At 72.5% G+C, this 16,667-nt stretch carries 16 protein-coding genes; 9 read left to right on the top strand and 7 right to left on the bottom strand.

Annotated elements, in window-relative coordinates; all coding sequences use genetic code 11:
- Positions 1-8 precede the first annotated feature (8 nt).
- A complete protein-coding gene (locus BJ971_RS08715) occupies positions 9-2,159 on the top strand; it encodes an elongation factor G-like protein EF-G2 (RefSeq protein ID WP_184991441.1) in 2,151 nt (716 codons plus the stop codon).
- 9 nt (positions 2,160-2,168) lie between these two features.
- On the opposite strand, the gene BJ971_RS08710 is transcribed toward BJ971_RS08715, so the two are convergent.
- Entirely contained in the window at positions 2,169-3,359 is a 1,191-nt protein-coding gene (locus tag BJ971_RS08710) for an FAD-dependent monooxygenase (RefSeq protein ID WP_184991439.1), read from the bottom strand.
- Positions 3,360-3,412: 53 nt separating this feature from the next.
- Here BJ971_RS08710 and BJ971_RS08705 point away from each other — a divergent pair, with 53 nt between their 5' ends.
- Positions 3,413-4,018, top strand: coding sequence for a TetR/AcrR family transcriptional regulator (locus tag BJ971_RS08705; protein WP_184991437.1), 606 nt, complete (start codon positions 3,413-3,415; stop codon positions 4,016-4,018).
- On the opposite strand, the gene BJ971_RS08700 is transcribed toward BJ971_RS08705, so the two are convergent.
- Entirely contained in the window at positions 3,983-4,465 is a 483-nt protein-coding gene (locus BJ971_RS08700; RefSeq protein ID WP_184998736.1) for an HIT family protein, read from the bottom strand. The two genes, BJ971_RS08705 and BJ971_RS08700, sit on opposite strands and share 36 nt — an antisense overlap.
- A gap of 163 nt (positions 4,466-4,628) precedes the next feature.
- Between BJ971_RS08700 and BJ971_RS08695 the strand changes: the two genes are divergently transcribed.
- Positions 4,629-5,615, top strand: a complete 987-nt coding sequence (locus BJ971_RS08695) for a hypothetical protein (protein WP_184991435.1) — start codon at positions 4,629-4,631, stop codon at positions 5,613-5,615.
- A 52-nt stretch (positions 5,616-5,667) separates the two neighbouring features.
- Here BJ971_RS08695 and thrS read toward each other — a convergent pair whose 3' ends face one another.
- Positions 5,668-7,662 (bottom strand): threonine--tRNA ligase, encoded by a 1,995-nt coding sequence (gene thrS / locus BJ971_RS08690; RefSeq protein WP_184991433.1) that lies wholly within the window; start codon positions 7,660-7,662, stop codon positions 5,668-5,670.
- Positions 7,663-7,996: 334 nt separating this feature from the next.
- On the opposite strand from thrS, the gene BJ971_RS08685 reads away from it, so the two are divergent.
- The 4 genes from BJ971_RS08685 (at position 7,997) to BJ971_RS08670 (ending at position 12,744) form a co-directional block, all read left to right on the top strand.
- On the top strand, positions 7,997-8,686 hold the full coding sequence (locus BJ971_RS08685) for a response regulator transcription factor (RefSeq protein ID WP_184991431.1): 690 nt from the start codon (positions 7,997-7,999) through the stop codon (positions 8,684-8,686).
- Between the two features lie 8 nt (positions 8,687-8,694).
- Complete coding sequence (locus BJ971_RS08680; RefSeq protein WP_221479254.1) at positions 8,695-10,104, top strand: HAMP domain-containing sensor histidine kinase; 1,410 nt, start codon at positions 8,695-8,697, stop codon at positions 10,102-10,104.
- Positions 10,105-10,346: 242 nt separating this feature from the next.
- Positions 10,347-12,557, top strand: coding sequence for an RICIN domain-containing protein (locus tag BJ971_RS08675; RefSeq protein WP_184991428.1), 2,211 nt, complete (start codon positions 10,347-10,349; stop codon positions 12,555-12,557).
- A gap of 22 nt (positions 12,558-12,579) precedes the next feature.
- Positions 12,580-12,744 (top strand): hypothetical protein, encoded by a 165-nt coding sequence (locus BJ971_RS08670; RefSeq protein ID WP_184991426.1) that lies wholly within the window; start codon positions 12,580-12,582, stop codon positions 12,742-12,744.
- On the opposite strand, the gene BJ971_RS08665 is transcribed toward BJ971_RS08670, so the two are convergent.
- Both BJ971_RS08665 and BJ971_RS08660 read right to left on the bottom strand, forming a co-directional pair.
- Positions 12,741-13,757, bottom strand: a complete 1,017-nt coding sequence (locus BJ971_RS08665; RefSeq protein ID WP_184991424.1) for an adenosine deaminase — start codon at positions 13,755-13,757, stop codon at positions 12,741-12,743. The genes BJ971_RS08670 and BJ971_RS08665 overlap by 4 nt on opposite strands.
- A 9-nt stretch (positions 13,758-13,766) precedes the next feature.
- A complete protein-coding gene (locus BJ971_RS08660; protein ID WP_184991422.1) occupies positions 13,767-14,534 on the bottom strand; it encodes a trans-aconitate 2-methyltransferase in 768 nt (255 codons plus the stop codon).
- Positions 14,535-14,598: 64 nt separating this feature from the next.
- On the opposite strand from BJ971_RS08660, the gene BJ971_RS08655 reads away from it, so the two are divergent.
- Both BJ971_RS08655 and BJ971_RS08650 read left to right on the top strand, forming a co-directional pair.
- On the top strand, positions 14,599-15,576 hold the full coding sequence (locus tag BJ971_RS08655; protein ID WP_184991420.1) for an aldo/keto reductase: 978 nt from the start codon (positions 14,599-14,601) through the stop codon (positions 15,574-15,576).
- 10 nt (positions 15,577-15,586) lie between these two features.
- A complete protein-coding gene (locus BJ971_RS08650; protein ID WP_184991418.1) occupies positions 15,587-15,793 on the top strand; it encodes a hypothetical protein in 207 nt (68 codons plus the stop codon).
- A 103-nt stretch (positions 15,794-15,896) separates the two neighbouring features.
- Here BJ971_RS08650 and BJ971_RS08645 read toward each other — a convergent pair whose 3' ends face one another.
- Positions 15,897-16,100 carry a cold-shock protein gene (locus tag BJ971_RS08645; protein ID WP_011905669.1) on the bottom strand — a complete coding sequence of 68 codons (204 nt, stop codon included), beginning with the start codon at positions 16,098-16,100 and terminating at the stop codon, positions 15,897-15,899.
- A 298-nt stretch (positions 16,101-16,398) separates the two neighbouring features.
- Positions 16,399-16,662: a DUF4235 domain-containing protein gene (locus BJ971_RS08640; protein WP_184998734.1), complete on the bottom strand. Its 264-nt coding sequence runs from the start codon at positions 16,660-16,662 to the stop codon at positions 16,399-16,401.
- Positions 16,663-16,667 lie beyond the last annotated feature (5 nt).

The raw sequence follows: 16,667 nt of genomic DNA, 5'->3' as shown, positions 1-16,667 counted from the left end.
GTCACAGCATGACGCAGAAGATCCAGGAGAAGGGGCTCACCGCGGCGGTGGTGACCGAGCCCGGCAGGGTACGCAACGTGGTGCTGGTAGGCCACTCCGGCGCGGGCAAGACGACGCTGATCGAGGCACTGCTCGCCGCGACCGGCACGATCTCGCGCGCGGGCACGGTGGTCGACGGCACCACGGTGACCGACCACGACCCTGCGGCCGTACGCCAGCAGCGGTCCGTCTCCCTCTCGTGCGCCCCGCTGGTGCACGACGGAGTGAAGATCAATCTGCTCGACACCCCCGGCTACGCCGACTTCGTCGGCGAACTGCGCGCCGGTCTGCGCGCGGCGGACGCCGCCGTCTTCGTGGTGTCGGCCGTCGACGGCGTGGACGAGGCCACCGTCGTGCTCTGGGAGGAGTGCGCCGCGATCGGCATGCCCCGGGCTGTGACGATCACCCGGCTGGACCACCCGCGCGCCGACTACGAGGGCACCCTCCAGGACTGCCAGGAGGCGTTCGGCGAGAACGTCATGCCCATCTACCAGCCCATGCTCGGCGACGACGGCCAGTCCGTCGTCGGCCTGCTCGGGCTGGTCAGCCTGCGGGTGCTGGACTACTCGGCCGGCTACCCGCCGCAGGCCCGCGACGCCGAGCCCGAGCACCTGAACCCCATCAAGGACGACCGCGACCTGCTCATCGAGGGGATCATCGCCGAGAGCGAGGACGAGACCCTGATGGACCGGTACGTGGCCGGCGAGCTGATCAGCACCGACACGCTCGTGCCCGACCTGGAGAAGGCCGTGGCCCGGGGCAACTTCTACCCGGTCATCCCGGTCTGCGCGGAGACCGGCGTCGGGCTGGACGCGCTCCTGGACGGCATGGTCAGCAGCGCCCCGTCGCCGCTCGAACACGAGCTGCCGGTGGTCACCGGCGTCGACGGCACCCCGCGGCCGCCGCTGGTCTGCGACCCGGACGGCCCGCTGGTCGCCGAGGTGGTCAAGACGACGATCGACCGGCACGTCGGCCGGGTCTCGCTGGTCCGGGTCTTCTCCGGCACGCTGCGCCCCGAGCTGGTCGTGCACGTCTCCGGGCACGGCCTGGCCGAGCGCGGCCACGCCGACCACGACGCCGACGAGCGCATCGCGCACGTCTACTCCCCGCTCGGCTCCCAGCTGCGCGAGGTGGGCTCCTGCGTCGCCGGCGACATCTGCGCGATCACCAAGTCCGGCAGCGCCGAGACCGGCGACACCCTCTCCGGCAAGGACAGGCCGCTGCTGATGGAGCCCTGGACGATGCCCGAGCCGCTGCTGCCGATCGCGGTCGTGGCGAAGTCCCGCTCCGACGAGGACGCCATGGCCAGGAACCTGGCCCGGCTCGTGGCCGGTGACCCGACGCTGCGGCTGGAGCGCAACCCGGACACCCACCAGCTGGTGCTCTGGTGCATGGGCGAGTCGCACGCCGACGTCGTCCTGGACCGGCTCCGCTCGGGCGGCGTCGAGCTGGACACCGAGCCGGTGAAGGTCTCGCTGCGCGAGACGTTCGGCGCGGCGGCGAAGGGCCACGGCCGGCACGTCAAGCAGTCCGGCGGCCACGGCCAGTACGCCGTCTGCTCCATCGAGGTCGAGCCGCTGCCCCGGGGCACCGGCTTCGAGTTCGTGGACCGGGTGGTGGGCGGCGCGGTGCCGCACAACTACATCCCGTCGGTGGAGAAGGGCGTACGCGCGCAGCTCGAGCGGGGCATCGTCGCCGGATACCCCGTCGTCGACCTGCGGGTGACCCTGGTGGACGGCAAGGCGCACAGCGTCGACTCCTCCGACGCGGCGTTCCAGACCGCCGGGGCGCTGGCCCTGCGCACCGCGGCCGAGCAGGGCCAGATCGCGCTGCTCGAGCCGGTGGACGAGATCGTGGTGCGGGTGCCGGACACCTACGTGGGCGCGGTGATGAGCGACCTGTCCGGCCGCCGCGGCCGCCCGCTGGGCACCGAGTCCGAGGAGAACGGCGAGCACAGCCTGGTCCGGGCCGAGGTGCCCGCCACCGAGCTGGTCCGCTACGCGGTAGAGCTGCGGGCCCTGACCTCGGGCACGGGCACCTTCACCCGGACCTACGCCCGGCACGAGCCGATGCCGGCGCACCTGGCCGACGCGGTCCGCAAGGAGCACGCCGCCAGGTGATCTGGTGACTCAGACGGCCGGCGCCATCGGGTGGGAAGGCAGCTCGATGGCGTTGGCCGCCTCGTGCAGCGGCCGGGTGATCCGCTCGATGAGCTGGTGCCGGAGCGGGTGGTACTTCAGCGTCCGCATGCCGTAGTTGCGCACGGCCAGCGACAGCCGGCCGCCGGGGACCATGTCGCCGGCCATCTTGCGGCCGAAGGCGAGATTGCGTTCCACGTACGGCCGCAGCGCCGCCTCGTAGGAGCCGAACGCGGCCCGGTGCTCGCCCGCGGCCGCCGCCAGCTCGCCGGCCAGCACATAGGCGCCGACCAGCGCCATGCTGGTGCCCTGTCCCGCGGCCGGCGAGGGGCAGTACGCCGCGTCGCCGAGCAGGACGACCCGGCCGGCGGACCAGCGCGGCAGCTCGATCTGGCTCAGCGAGTCGAAGTAGACGTCGCGGGTGCCGCGCAGCACCTCAAGGAAGCGCGGCACCTGCCAGCCCATCCCGGCGAACCGCTCCTCGATCACCGACCGGTCCAGCACCGGCGATTCGGACCCGAACACCAGCCCGACCTTGGTCGGTGCCCCGCTGCCGGTGCTGTAGGCGAAGACCATCCGGCCGGGCTCGGTGTAGAAGACCTCCTCGCGGTCCAGGCCGAGGTCGTCCGGCACGTCGAAGATCGAGATGTGCGCGCCGAGGTGGCGTAGCGGCACCTCGCCTATGGCCATCCTGCGGGTGGCCGAGTGCAGCCCGTCCGCGCCGACGACGAGGGCGAAGCGCCGGACGGTGCCGCTCGCGAAGGTCACCTCGACGCCGTCGGCGTCCTCGGCCATCGCGGCGACGGCGTCGCCGAAGACGTACTCGACGTCGGCGGCGGTCGCGTCGTGCAGGATCCGGGTGAGGTCCGTGCGCATGACCTCGAGGTCGTCGCCGCGCCGGCCCATCAGCAGGTCGGCGTCGAGCCGCGCGAGCTGCCGGCCGTCGCGCCGGACGTAGGTGACGTGCCGCATGCCGGTGTCGGCGGCGCGGGCGGCCTCGAACAGCCCCATCCGCTTGAGCACCTCGGTGGCGGCGCCCCGGATGTCCACCTTGTAGCCGCCGTCGCGCAGGGCCGGCGCCCGCTCGACGACCGTCGGCACGAAGCCGTTGCGGTGCAGCTGGTGTGCCAGGGCGGGGCCGGCGAGGCCGGCACCGGAGATCAGTACCTCGCGATTCGTCATGTGGCTACTATACAAACGTCTTATACGTTTGTATAGAACTTAGGATGTCGGCCATGGGACACCGCGAAGACCTGCTCGCCGGAGCCAAGCGCTGCCTGTACGAGAAGGGCTACGCGCGCACCACCGCGCGGGACATCGTCGCGGCCTCCGGCACCAACCTCGGCTCGATCGGCTACCACTACGGCTCGACGCGGAGCCTGATGAACGCGGCGATGCTCAGCGCGATCGAGGAGTGGGGCGAGGCGATCGGTGCGGCCCTGGCCACCGGGGCCGACGACGGGACCGACGATCCGCTGGTGCGCTACTGGCGGCGGGTGATCGGCACCCTCGGCACCCATCGCGAGCTCTGGCTGGCCAGCGTCGAGGCGATGCTCCAGAGCGAGCACTCCCCCGAGCTCAAGGCCCAGATCGCCGCCGGCATGGAGCAGGGCCGGCGCGGCCTGGCCGCGCTGCTCACGGCCCGCGACGAGGACAGCCTCGACGAGCCGACGGTACGCACGGTCGGATCGGTGTCGCTGGCGCTGATGTCGGGCGTGATGACCCAGTGGCTGACGGACCCCGAGCACGCGCCGTCGGCCGAGCAGATCGCCGCCGGGGTCCGCGCCCTGGCCGGCGTGCCCGGTCTAGTCGGTGACCTCGGCCCAGGACTTCACCAGTAGGGCCCGGGTGTCGCCGAGCAGCTGCGGCAGCACCTTGGTCCGCCCGATCACCGGCATGAAGTTGCCGTCGCCGCCCCAGCGCGGCACCACGTGCTGGTGCAGGTGCGCGGCGATCCCGGCGCCGGCCACCGCACCCTGGTTCATGCCGAGGTTGAAGCCGTGCGGGCTGCTCGCATGCCGGATCACCCGCATCGCCCGCCGGGTGAACGCGGCCACCTCGGCGGTCTCCTGATCGGTCAGCTCGGTGTAGTCGGCGACGTGCCGGTAAGGGCAGACGAGCAGGTGCCCGGGGTTGTACGGATAGAGGTTGAGCACCGCGTACACCAGCAGGCCGCGCGCCACCACCAGGCTCTCGCCCTCGGGCAGGCCCGGCGCGACGCAGAACGGGCATCCGGCCGGCTTCTCGTAGCCGCCCTCGGGGCGGCCCTCGCCGGTGATGTACGCCATCCGGTGCGGTGTCCAGAGACGGTCGAGGCCGTCCGCCTCCCCAGCGCCTTCCCCAGCGTCACTCACCCTCCCACCCTAGGCCAGGTACCCATCGGACCGCCCGCGCGCGGGAGACATCGACGTACGTCATAGAGTGGCGGCGATCGATGCGAGGTGGACGACAATGCGTGGGACGCATACCCGGCCCCGGCGGGAGGTCTCGCCGACGGCGGTGGCCGTGGTGGCACTCGTCGTCTGCGCCGCGGCGGTGGCGATCGGCGTGCTCCGGATGCGCGACGACGACGAGGCGACGGCGCCGTCGGCGGCCGTCGCCGTCGTGCGGCAGCCCTGGCAGCTCACGCTCGGCCTGGACGCCGCCGCGGGTTACCTGGTGACCGCCGCGGTCGCCGACGGCGGGCGGCAGAGCCTGACCGTGCAGGACGTCGCCTTCGGCAGCCGGCCGGACGGCGTCTACGGCGGCGAGGTGACCGCGTTCCCGCCGGGCACCCTTGACGAGGGCCAGTTCGGCGCCGGCGAGCCGATCAACGGCGCGTACTACCTGCCGGCCTTCGTCTTCCCCGAGCACACCGCCGGCGACGCGAGGCCGTGGCGCACGGCGGCGGTTGGCCGGCCGGACCCGTCCGGCGTCTGGGTGGTCGTCTACGCCGACCCGGCCCGCGCCACCGGCGGCGCGGCCGTCGACCGTGACGACCTGCTCCGGCTGGCCGCGGCCGTCCGCGTCGGCGCGCCCCGTGACCTGCGGATGCCGCTGCGCCTCGGCACCGTCCTCCCGGCCGGGCTGCAACTGACCTACGTGCGCTCCCCCGACCAGCGGCTCGACCGGGGCCCGGCGGCGATCGGCCTGAGCGCGGCCACCCGCGGCCCGGCGGCCGCGGGCGTGTACGCGCAGGCGCCGCCCGGCCTCGACCTCACCGTCCTGATCGCACCCCGCGACGCCGCATGGAACGAGCGCCGCGCCGCGCTCGCGGGCACGACCAGAAGCGCCGGGTTCGAGGCCTGGTACGACGGGAGCAGGCGACTCACCGTCCAGGCGGAACGCTGCGTCGTCACGATCGACGCGGCGCTGCCGCGCGCGGAGCTGGACCGCCTGGTCGAGCGGATGACCATCGGGGACTGCGCCGACCCGGACTCCTGGATCCCGCCGGTATAGCGGAACAGGGGCAGGTACGCGGCCGCGCACCCACCCCTGTCGCCGTGGTCCGTCAGGCCGCGGACGGCCCGGTGTTGACCCGCGAGCGCACGACCTCGACGACGTGCGCCACCGCCTCGTCCAGCGGCACCCCGTTGCGCTGGGAGCCGTCGCGGTAGCGGAACGAGACGGTCCCACCGTTCACGTCGTCGTCGCCGGCGATCGCCATGAACGGGATCTTCTGCTGCTGCGCGGTGCGGATCTTCTTCTGCATCCGGTCGTCGGAGTAGTCCACCTCCGCGCGGATGCCCTCCTTGCGGAGCCGGGCCACGAACTCGCCCAGGTAGTCCGCGTGGTCGTCGCGGATCGGGATGCCGACCACCTGCACCGGCGCCAGCCAGGCCGGGAACGCGCCCGCGTAGTGCTCGGTGAGCACGCCGAAGAAGCGCTCGATCGAGCCGAACAGCGCCCGGTGGATCATGATCGGCCGCTTGCGGGTGCCGTCCGCCGCCGAGTACTCGAGCTCGAAGCGCTCCGGCAGGTTGAAGTCGAGCTGGATCGTCGACATCTGCCAGGTCCGGCCGATCGCGTCCTTGGCCTGCACGCTGATCTTCGGGCCGTAGAACGCCGCGCCGCCCGGGTCCGGCACCAGGTCCAGGCCGGACTCGGTGGCGACCCGGCGCAGGGTCTCGGTGGCGATCTCCCAGTTCTCCTCGGTGCCGACCGACTTCTCCGGGTTGCGGGTGGACAGCTCCAGGTAGAAGTCGTCGAGGCCGTAGTCCTTGAGCAGCTGCAACACGAAGGTGAGCAGCGAGGTCAGCTCGGCCTCGAGCTGGTCGTCGGAGCAGAAGATGTGCGCGTCGTCCTGGGTCATGCCGCGGACCCGGGTGAGGCCGTGCACGACGCCGGACTTCTCGTAGCGGTAGACGGTGCCGAACTCGAACATGCGCAGCGGCAGCTCGCGGTAGGACCGTCCCCGGGACCGGAAGATCAGGTCGTGGAACGGGCAGTTCATCGGCTTGAGGTAGTAGTTCGCGCCCTCCATCTCCATGGGCGGGAACATGCCGTCCGCGTACCAGTCGAGGTGCCCGGAGGTCTCGAACAGGTGCCCCTTGGTGATGTGCGGGGTGTTCACGAAGGAGTAGCCGGCCTCCTCGTGCTTCTGCCGCGAGTAGTTCTCCATCTCGCGGCGGATGATGCCGCCCTTGGGGTGGAAGACCGGCAGACCGGAACCCAGCTCCTCCGGGAAGGAGAACAGGTCGAGGTCGGCGCCGAGCTTGCGGTGGTCGCGGCGGGCGGCCTCCTCCAGCAGCTTCTGGTACGCCTTCAGCTCGTCGCGGGTCGGCCACGCGGTGCCGTAGATCCGCTGTAGCTGGGGGTTCTTCTCGCTGCCCCGCCAGTACGCGGCCGCGCTGCGCATCAGCTTGAACGCGCCGATCAGCCGGGTGCTGGGCAGGTGCGGCCCGCGGCACAGGTCGCCCCAGACGCGCTCGCCGTCCTTGTTGATGTTGTCGTAGTGGGTCAGCTCGCCGCCGCCCACCTCCATGACCTCGGCGTCGTCGATGTCGCCCTTGATGTCGACGAGCTCCAGCTTGTACGGCTCGTTCGCCAGCTCGACCTTGGCCTCGTCCAGCGAGCCGTACTCGCGGCGCCGGAAGGTCTGTCCGGACTTGACGATCTCCTGCATCCGCTTCTCGAGCTTCGCCAGATCCTCGGGCACGAACGGCTTGGCGACGTCGAAGTCGTAGTAGAAGCCGTTCTCGATCGGCGGCCCGATGCCGAGCTTCGCCTCCGGGAAGACGTCCTGCACGGCCTGGGCGAGCACGTGCGCGGTCGAGTGGCGCAGCACGTTGAGCCCGTCGGGCGAGTCGAGCGGCACCGGGGTGACCTCGGTGTCCAGCTCCGGCGCCCAGTTCAGGTCGCGGAGCCGGCCGGCCGGATCGCGCACGACGACGATCGCCTTCGGGCCCGCGGCGGGAAGGCCGGCGGCGGCCACCGCGTCGGCCGCCGTAGTCCCGGCCGGGACGACTAGGGCGTCGGCCACGACTTGGGTACGGGGTGCAGACACGGTGATTCTCCATTCACTGGAATTGCGGGGTCGACAACGATGCTAGTAGGTCCATTTGCTCATCCTTCGCCCGACGCGGCCACCCGTTTCCGCGACGGGGCGCGAGGCACCCGGCCCGCGGCCGCGGTATACCCCGAAATGGGTACCGGACCGGCCGGCGGGGCGGCCCGGATGGAGATCGAGACCGTCACTGTCGGTCAGGACGGCGGGGAGAGGGCGAGCCGCCTCACCGCCATCCGCCCGAATAATCCGTAATGTGACTACGCTCCGTGCTTGATAGCTGCCTCTCAATGACAAATTCGGCCTGGCTTGCCAAGGGCAGTACCTTCTTCGCATGGCCACGGTGTTGCTCGTCGAAGACGACCACGTCGTGCGCGGTGCGATGCTCCGGTCGCTGGCCGACCGGGGACACGCCGTGCACGCCGTCGGTACGGCTCTCGACGCACTGCGCCGAGTCGCCGCGGAGACCCCTGACCTGGTGGTGCTCGACCTGGGCCTGCCCGACCTGGACGGCTCGGACGCGCTGCGGATGCTGCGCGGCATCACCGACATCCCGATCATCATCGCTACGGCGCGTGACGATGAGCAGACGGTCGTCCGCCTGCTCCGGGCCGGTGCCGACGACTACATGGTCAAGCCGTTCACCGGCGCCCACCTGGACGCGCGCATCACCACCGTGCTGCGCCGCGTCGGCCGGGCCAGCCGGACCACCCAGCCCGCCGTGCACGAGGTCGGCGACCTGCGGGTGGACATCGGCGAACGCAGCGCCAGCCTGGCGGAGCAGCCGCTGGCACTGACCCGCAAGGAGTTCGACCTGCTGGCTTACCTGGCCGCCCGACCGGGCCGGGTCGTCTCGCGTCGTGAGCTGTTGGAGGAGGTATGGCGACAGCCGTCAGTCGGCGAGGACCAGACGATCGACGTGCATCTGTACTGGCTACGTCGGAAACTGGGCGAGTCCGCGGCGAAGCCTCGTTACCTGCGCACCGTGCGGGGGGTCGGATTCCGGTTGGTGGCGCCGGACTGAGGGCGCGGCTGGCCTACGTCAGCGCCGCCACCACCGCCATCGCCGCACTCGCGTTCCTGGTCCCGCTGGGCTGGGAGCTGCGTCAGGACCACCGTGAACAGGCCATCTCCGCCGCCGAGCAGCGCAGCGCCAAGGTCGCGGGCGCCGTCGTGTCCGGCGCGAACGCCAAGGCGCTCGACGCCGCCGTCGCGGGCGCGGGCGGCGGCCTGATCGTGCACCCGCCGGGCGCGACCGGTAACACCCGCGCCGGCGCCGACGACGTGCTCGACGCGGCCAAGGGCACCGAGCCCCTCGTGATCGATGTGGACGGCGGCCTGGTGGTGCTGGAGCCCGCCCGGACCGGCAACAAGACGTCGGTCGTCGAGGTCTTCGTCAGCGACGACGAGCTGAGCGCGGGCACCGCCCGCGACCTGTGGATCCTGCTCGGCATCATGCTGGGCCTGGTCCTCGGCTCGGTGATCGTGGTGGACCGGCTCGCCCGCGGCGCGGTCACCTCGGTGCGCGGCCTGGTGCACGCCGCGATGGCCGTCGGCGGCGGCGACCTGGGCGTGCGCATCCACCCGTCCGGCCCGCGCGAGCTGGCCGAGGCCGGGTACGCGTTCAACCGCATGGCCGACCGGCTGGTCACCTCGCGCACCAGCGAGCGGGAGCTGGTCGCCGACCTGTCGCACCGGTTGCGGACCCCGCTGACGGTGCTGCGCCTGGACGCCGAGGCGCTGGACCCCGACGACACGCACATCGGCGAGTACTCCGCGGCCGAGCTGGACCGGCGGCGCGGGATACGGCGGATCAGGCAGGCGATCGTCACCCTCGAGGCCGAGGTCGACCAGCTGATCAACACCACCCGCCAGGCGGTCGCCGCACAGGTCGCCGCGCCCGAGGAGGGCGTCTGCGACGCGAGCGAGGTGGTCCGCGACCGGATGGTCTTCTGGTCGGCGCTCGCCGGCGACCAGAACCGGCAGTACCGGGTGGTCGGCGCGCACCTGCGCATCCCCGTGCCGGTGGCGCGGGCGGAGCTGGCCGCGGCGCTCGACGCCGTGCTCGGCAACGTGTTCCGCTACACCCCGCAGGGCACGGCGTTCGAGGTGGGCATCACCCGTCGCGACGGATGGGCGGCGGTCCGGGTCGACGACGCGGGGCCGGGCATCGACGACCCGGAGAAGGCTTTGCGCCGCGGCGAGAGCGAGCAGGGCTCGACCGGCCTCGGCCTGGACATCGCGCGGCGGGCCGCGCAGGCAACCGGCGGCTCGGTGAGCATCGACCGGGCCGCGATGGGCGGTGCCAGCGTGGTGATGCTGCTTGCCGACGCCGAGGCCCTGCCGAAACAGGCGAGCCGGTTCGGGCTGGTCGGGCGGCTGGCCCGGGAACGCGATCCGGTGAAGCGCATGTGGCCGCATCAGCGCACGGACGAGACGTGAACGCCGGCCGCGGAGCACCGCACGCGCGAAACACCCGGACGGTACAACAATTGCTTAGATCTGTATTAAAGGCGTTCCCCTGGCGCGCCAGGACTGACACGCTCTATCCCGGTCCCATCCGGCTTTCCGGTCCGCGTCCCACGGCACGACCCCACACTCTGGGCCGGACGAGCCGATCAGCGGTGGGAGGTGGTCACCCCATAACCCCCTCCCACCGCGCCCCCGCAGCACGAGGAGATGGTTTGTCCAGCCACCGACAGTCCGCGCTGCGTGGGGAGGCGCTGCCGGGCCGGCGGCGCCCGGTCCCCGAGCGCGGACGGCGTCGCGCGACCCACCGACCGCACCGGCTGCTGCCGGTGGTGCTGGGCGTCGCCGTGCTGGGCATCGGCGGCGTGGTCGGGCCGAGCGTCGTCGGCGACGCCTGGAGCCCGGACGGCGGCGGCGACCGCGAGCGGATCACCTACGCGTCCCTGCCGGAGGACGACCCCGGCCAGGGCCTGGTCTACGACGGACTGGTGCCGGCCGGCAAGGGCTCGCTCTGCGCGGGCATGTACGAGCTCGACGAGGAGACCTGCACGCACGGCCCGGACACGGCACCGGCCGGGCTCGCGGTGAGCCGCGACGTGCCGCCGGTGACCGTGAAGGCGCCGGAGCCGGAGGAGCCGAGGCGCGAGGCCGCGACGGTGCCGCCGGACGCCGAGATCGTCCGCGACCAGGGCGGCAGCTCCCTGTCGCCGGGCGCGCCCGCGCTGATCCCGGACGCCGCGCCCGGCGAGGCGGACTTCATCATGGGCGCGCACGACGTCGCCTGCGAGGGCGACGGCCGGACCGGCAAGCGGGTCCAGGTGCTCTACCTGCACGAGTTCGGCACGCCGAGCCGCTTCACCGGCTTCGTCGGCTCGATCCGCACCTGGTCCGCGGGCGTCGACCAGATCTTCGACGCGAGCGCGGCCGAGACCGGCGGCTCGCGCCACATCCGCTTCGTGACCACGCCGCAGTGCCGGGTCGACGTCGCCGAGGTGCAGCTTCCGGAGGGCGCGCTCGAGTCGTTCACCGGCAACATCGCCGCGTTGCAGACGCTCGGCTACAACCGGACCGACCGAAAGTACCTGATCTTCGCGGACACCAACGTGTACTGCGGCATCGGCACGTTCATCGCCGATAGCCGGCCGGGGCTGGGCAACCGCAACAACGGCGGTCCGTCGTACGGCCGGGTCGACTCGGGCTGCTGGAGCTCGGCGGTCGCCGCGCAGCAGACCACCCAGATGCTGGGCGCCCTGCTACAGGACTCGCCCAACTCCACCGGCGCCGGCAGCTGCACCGACGACCACGACCTGCTCTGCTCCGGCGACCGCTCGGGCACCGCGCTGCGCACGGTCTGCCCGAAGAAGCACGAGAACCGCCTCGACTGCGGTCACGACGACTACTTCAGCACCGACCCGGCGCCGGGCAGCTACCTGGCGAAGAACTGGAACGTCGCGCAGAGCGAGTTCCTGCTGGGCGGCGACGGCGGCGACGAGGCGCCGGACGCACCGAACCAGCCGGACGCGAAGCCCTCCGTGACACCGCGGGCCACCCCGCCCACCGCGCCGACGCAGGCGCCGGGCGTGCCCGTGCCGGGCGCGAGCGGCGGCGACGTGTCCGACGGCGGCGGCGACGGCCCGCCGCCCGGCGGACCGGTGGTTCCGGTGCCCGGCCTGCCGGCGCCGACGACGGGCGCGCCCGTCGAGGAGGCCACCGGGCCGCCACCGGAGGTCGTCGCCACGGACCCGGCCGCCGCGCCGGCGCAGGCCTTCCTCGAGGTACGTGACCCGACGAGCACCTCCGTCCGGCTCACCTGGGGCGCCGCCGCGCCGGGTGCCACGTACGAGGTGCAGGTCGACGGGGTGAAGGTCGCGACGACGGTCGCCACCCGGGCCCGGCTCATCGGGCTGCGCCCGGACGCCAAGTACCAGGTGAGCATCCGCAGCACCGCGAACGGCTACCTCGCCCGGGCAACGGCGCAGTCGGCGCCCGCGGCACGGCCGGCGGCGAACGCGTGGTTCGTGCTGACGAACTCGCTCACCGGCGGCGCCGCGGACCTGTACGCGGCAAGGACCGCGAACGGCACGCCGCTCTCGCTCGGCGGGGTGGACGGCGACTCGCAGCAGCAGTGGCGGCTCGTGCCGGCCGGCGGGGGCGGCTACAGCCTCCAGTCCCGGGCCACCGGCAAGTGCGTGGTGCCGCTGGGCGGCAACCCGGTGGCGGGCGCGCCGCTGGTGCAGGGAGACTGCGCGAGCGCCGTCGCCGGCCGGTGGTCGCTGTTCGCCACCGACCACGGATTCAGCCTGCGTACCACCGTCGGTGACCTGGTCGCCGGCGTGGGCAGTCAGCGCTTCGGCGCCGCCCGGCTGCTCGTCCTGCAACAGCCGGACAAGGCCCGGCACCAGAGTTGGACGGCGGTTCCCGGCTGAGGTCCGGGCGAGGGGAGTCACGATGCTGGACACGGACGTACGGACCGACCCGGAGCTCGAGCCGGACGACGACCCGGGCCGGTTCAACCGGCGCCGGGTCGTACGGGTGGTCACGATCCTGACGCTGGGCATCCTCGCGGTGCTCGCGATCTGGCAGGACCCCCTCTACGCCGGCTTCGGCCGCTAGCCGGCGGCGTAGCCGTCGATCTCGGCAAGTAGGGCGGACTTGCCGCCGGCCGGGAGGAACGAGGCGCGCACCGCCGCGCGGGCCAGCTCGGCCACCCCGGCCGTGTCGAGGCCGAGCAGTCGCGCGGCCACCGCGTACTCCTCCTCCAGGGTGGTGCCGAACATCGGCGGGTCGTCGGAGTTGATCGTCACGGGCACGCCCGCGGCGACCAGGGCCGGCAGCGGATGCTCGTCGAGGCTCGGCACGGCACGGGTCCGCACGTTCGAGGTCGGGCAGACCTCCAGCGGCACCTGGTTGTCGGCCAGGTAGGCCATCAGCTCCGGGTCGCCGGCGGCGGAGACGCCGTGCCCGATGCGCTCGGCGCCCAGGTCGCGCAGCGCGGACCAGATCGTCTCCGGCCCGGTGGTCTCACCCGCGTGCGGGACGCTGCGCAGCCCGGCCGCGCGGGCCTTGTCGAAGTACGGCTTGAACTGCGGCCGCGGCACGCCGACCTCCGGGCCGCCCAGTCCGAAGCTGATCAGCCCGTCGGGCCGCTCCTCGAGCGCGATCCGCAGCGTCTCCTCGGCGGCCGGCAGCCCCGCCTCGCCCGGGATGTCGAAGCACCAGCGCAGGTCGATCCCGAAGTCGGCGGCGGCGCTCCTGCGGGCGTCCTCGATGGCCGCGCAGAACTCCGCCGCCGGGATGCCCCGCCGCACGTGCGAGTACGGCGTGATGGTCAGCTCGGCGTACCGGACCTGCTGACGGGCCAGCTCCCGGGCCACCTCGTAGGTGAGCGTCCGGACGTCCTCGTCGTCACGGATCAGATCGACCACGCTGAGGTAGACCTCGATGAAGTGGCCGAAGTCGCGGAACGCGAAGTAGTCGGCGAGCGCCGCCGGGTCGGCCGGCACCGGGCTCGCGCCCTCGTGCCGGGCCGCCAGCTCGGCGACGATGCGCGGCGAGGCGGATCCGACGTGGTGCACGTGCAGCTCGGCCTTGGGCAGCCCGGCGATGAACGAGGTCAGATCGGTCAACTTCTCCCCCTAAAGTTCTGCAACCACGAAGATTCGGCGGAACGGGAACGCCACAAATCCGTTGTGCGCAGGGTATTCGGCCGCCAGCCGGGCGCCGAGCGCGGCACGGAGATCGCGCCACCGCGTGTCGTCCAGCGCCGCCTTCACCGGGCGCAGCGCGGTGCCCTCCATCCAGCGCAGGACCGGGTGGTCCGCGCCCGTCTCCGGCAGCAGGTGCACGTAGGTGGTCTCCCAGGCGTCGACGGCCGCACCGGCGCCGGTCAGCAGCGCGGCGTAGCCGCTCGGATCGTCCACCGGCGCCTCCCGCACGATCTCGCCGATCGCCGCCCGGTACGGCTCGCCGCGGGCGAGCTCCTGGAGGGCGCGGTGCGACGGCGCGGCGAAGTTGCCGGGCACCTGCATGGCGAGGCAGGCGCCGGACGGCAGCGCCCGGGCCCATCGGCCGATCAGGTCTCGGTGGCCGGGCACCCACTGGAGCGCGGCGTTGGTGACGACCACGTCGGTGTCCGGTCCGGGCCGCCAGTCGCGCAGGTCTGCGACGGCGAACTCCACCGGCGTGTCCAGGCCCCGCGCCTTGGCGATCATCTCGGGCGAGGAGTCCAGCCCGGTGACCCGGGCTCCGGGCCAGCGCGCCGCGAGGGTCGCGGTGAGCTCGCCGGAACCGCAGCCGAGGTCGGTGACGGCCCGCGGCCGCTCGGCGCCGACCCGGGCCAGGAGGTCGAAGAACGGGCGTGAGCGCTCGTTGCCGAAGCGGTGATAGACGGCGGGATCCCACATGCGCGCCTCCAAACCGTACGTACGTCTTTTTTGCACCGTACCACCGGACGGATAGGGTCACGAGGTGGAGAATCGCACCTTCGACCGGATGGGCCGCACCGTCGGCGTCATCGGGCTCGGCGCCTGGCAGCTCGGCGCCGACTGGGGCACCGTCAGCGAGGACGACGCGCACGCGACGCTCGCCGCGGCGGTGGACGCCGGCGTAACCTTCATCGACACCGCCGACGTCTACGGCGACGGCCGCAGCGAGCAGGTCATCGGGCAGTTCATCAAGGGCCGGCCGCAGCTGACCGTGGCGACCAAGATGGGCCGCCGGATGCCGCAGGAGCCGGAGAACTACTCGCTCGACAACTTCCGGGCCTGGACCGACCGCTCCCGCGCCAACCTCGGCGTCGACACCCTCGACCTGGTGCAGCTGCACTGCCCGCCGACCCCGGTCTTCTCCACCGGCGCGGTCTACGACGCCCTGGACACGCTGGTCCAGGAGAAGCGCATCGCGGCATACGGCGTGAGCGTCGAGCGGGTCGACGAGGCGCTCGCGGCGATCGAGCGCCCCGGCACCGCGAGCGTCCAGATCATCCTGAACGCGCTGCGGCTCAAGCCCCTCGAGCGGGTGCTGCCCGCCGCCGCGGCGGCGGGCGTCGGCATCATCGCCCGGGTGCCGCTGGCCAGCGGCCTGCTCTCCGGCCGCTACGACGAGCAGACCACGTTCGGCGCCGACGACCACCGCAACTACAACCGGCACGGCGAGGCCTTCGACGTCGGCGAGACCTTCTCCGGTGTGGACTTCGGCACCGGGCTCGAGGCCGTGCGCCGGCTGCGGCCGCACGTGCCGGCGGGCGCGACGATGGCGCAGTTCGCGCTGCGCTGGATCGCCGACCAGGACGGGGTCACGGTGGTCATCCCCGGCGCGCGCAACCCGGAGCAGGCGCGCGGCAACGCGTCGGCCGCCGCGCTGGCGCCGCTGGACGCCGCGACGCACGAGGCGGTCCGCGCCGTGTACGACGAGTTGATCAGGCCGCAGGTCCATGACCGCTGGTGAGGGAGTGCCGATGAAGGGTTGGACCTGGCTCACCGCGGGCCTGCTCTGCGTCGTGGTGGGCGGGCTCTGGACGGCTCAGGGCCTCGACCTGCTCGGCGGCAGCGTGATGAGCGGCGTCACGCTCTGGGCCGTCATCGGGCCGATCGTCGTGATCGCCGGGCTCTTGATGATCGTCACCGGCATCCGGGTCCGCGCGCGGAGCAAGCAGCAGCCCTGACGGGCACAGAAAAACCCCGCACCCCCTGAGGGGGGATGCGGGGTCACTCAAGCCGATCTCCGCCAGGCGATCGACGGCCGGCGGCGACGCCGGCAGGTTGGTCTCAGAGCGGGCGAACCTGCTCCGCCTGCGGGCCCTTCTGGCCCTGGGCGATCTCGAACTCGACCCGCTGGTTCTCTTCCAGAGTGCGGTAGCCGCTCGTCTGGATGGCCGAGAAGTGGACGAACACGTCAGCACCCCCGCCGTCGACGGTGATGAAGCCGAAGCCCTTGTCTGCGTTGAACCACTTCACGGTTCCTTGCGCCATGCTGAACTCTCCTTCTGAAAATGCCGGCCCGGTGATGCGGGGCCGATGGTCGTTTTCGAGCAGCGGCACCGCGAGGGGGCGGCTTTTCAGAAGGACGAGCCCCTGAACCACTTACACAAAAACTGGCCACACTGTACCCGAAGAAGCAGTCCGAAGGCTGCCCCCTGGACGAATCCAGTCGGGCCCGCCAACGCCTGAATAGGCCTTCAGCAGCGCTCAGACGGGCACCTGAAGCCTCGACCGAGGTCTATGCCGAGTCCGGGCGGCGCCCCGGCCACGGTCTATGCGTGGCGAAATGTCAGTCCGGCCACTCGCCGGTGATACGACGGATACCGGCCGCGCCACCGCGATCGACGAGCGCCTTTACCGTTGCGAAGATCGCGCCTTGTAGCGCCGCCGCGGCGATGATCTCGCCCCAGCCCCGATCCTCGTCCGTGGCGTTCGGTGCGTCGTCGTCGCCGGAGGCGAGCCTCCAGACCTCCTTGAAGACGAAGCCCGCCACCGCGCCGGCGGCGACGCCGAGCAGCAGTCCGACGGGCTTGTACGCCACCTTGCGCAGCATGTGGC

The organism is Amorphoplanes digitatis, assembly GCF_014205335.1.
Classification (GTDB): Bacteria; Actinomycetota; Actinomycetes; order Mycobacteriales; family Micromonosporaceae; genus Actinoplanes; species Actinoplanes digitatus.
The sequence above is the reverse complement of the archived record's forward strand: the minus strand, read 5'-3'. Positions and strand labels throughout refer to the sequence as shown.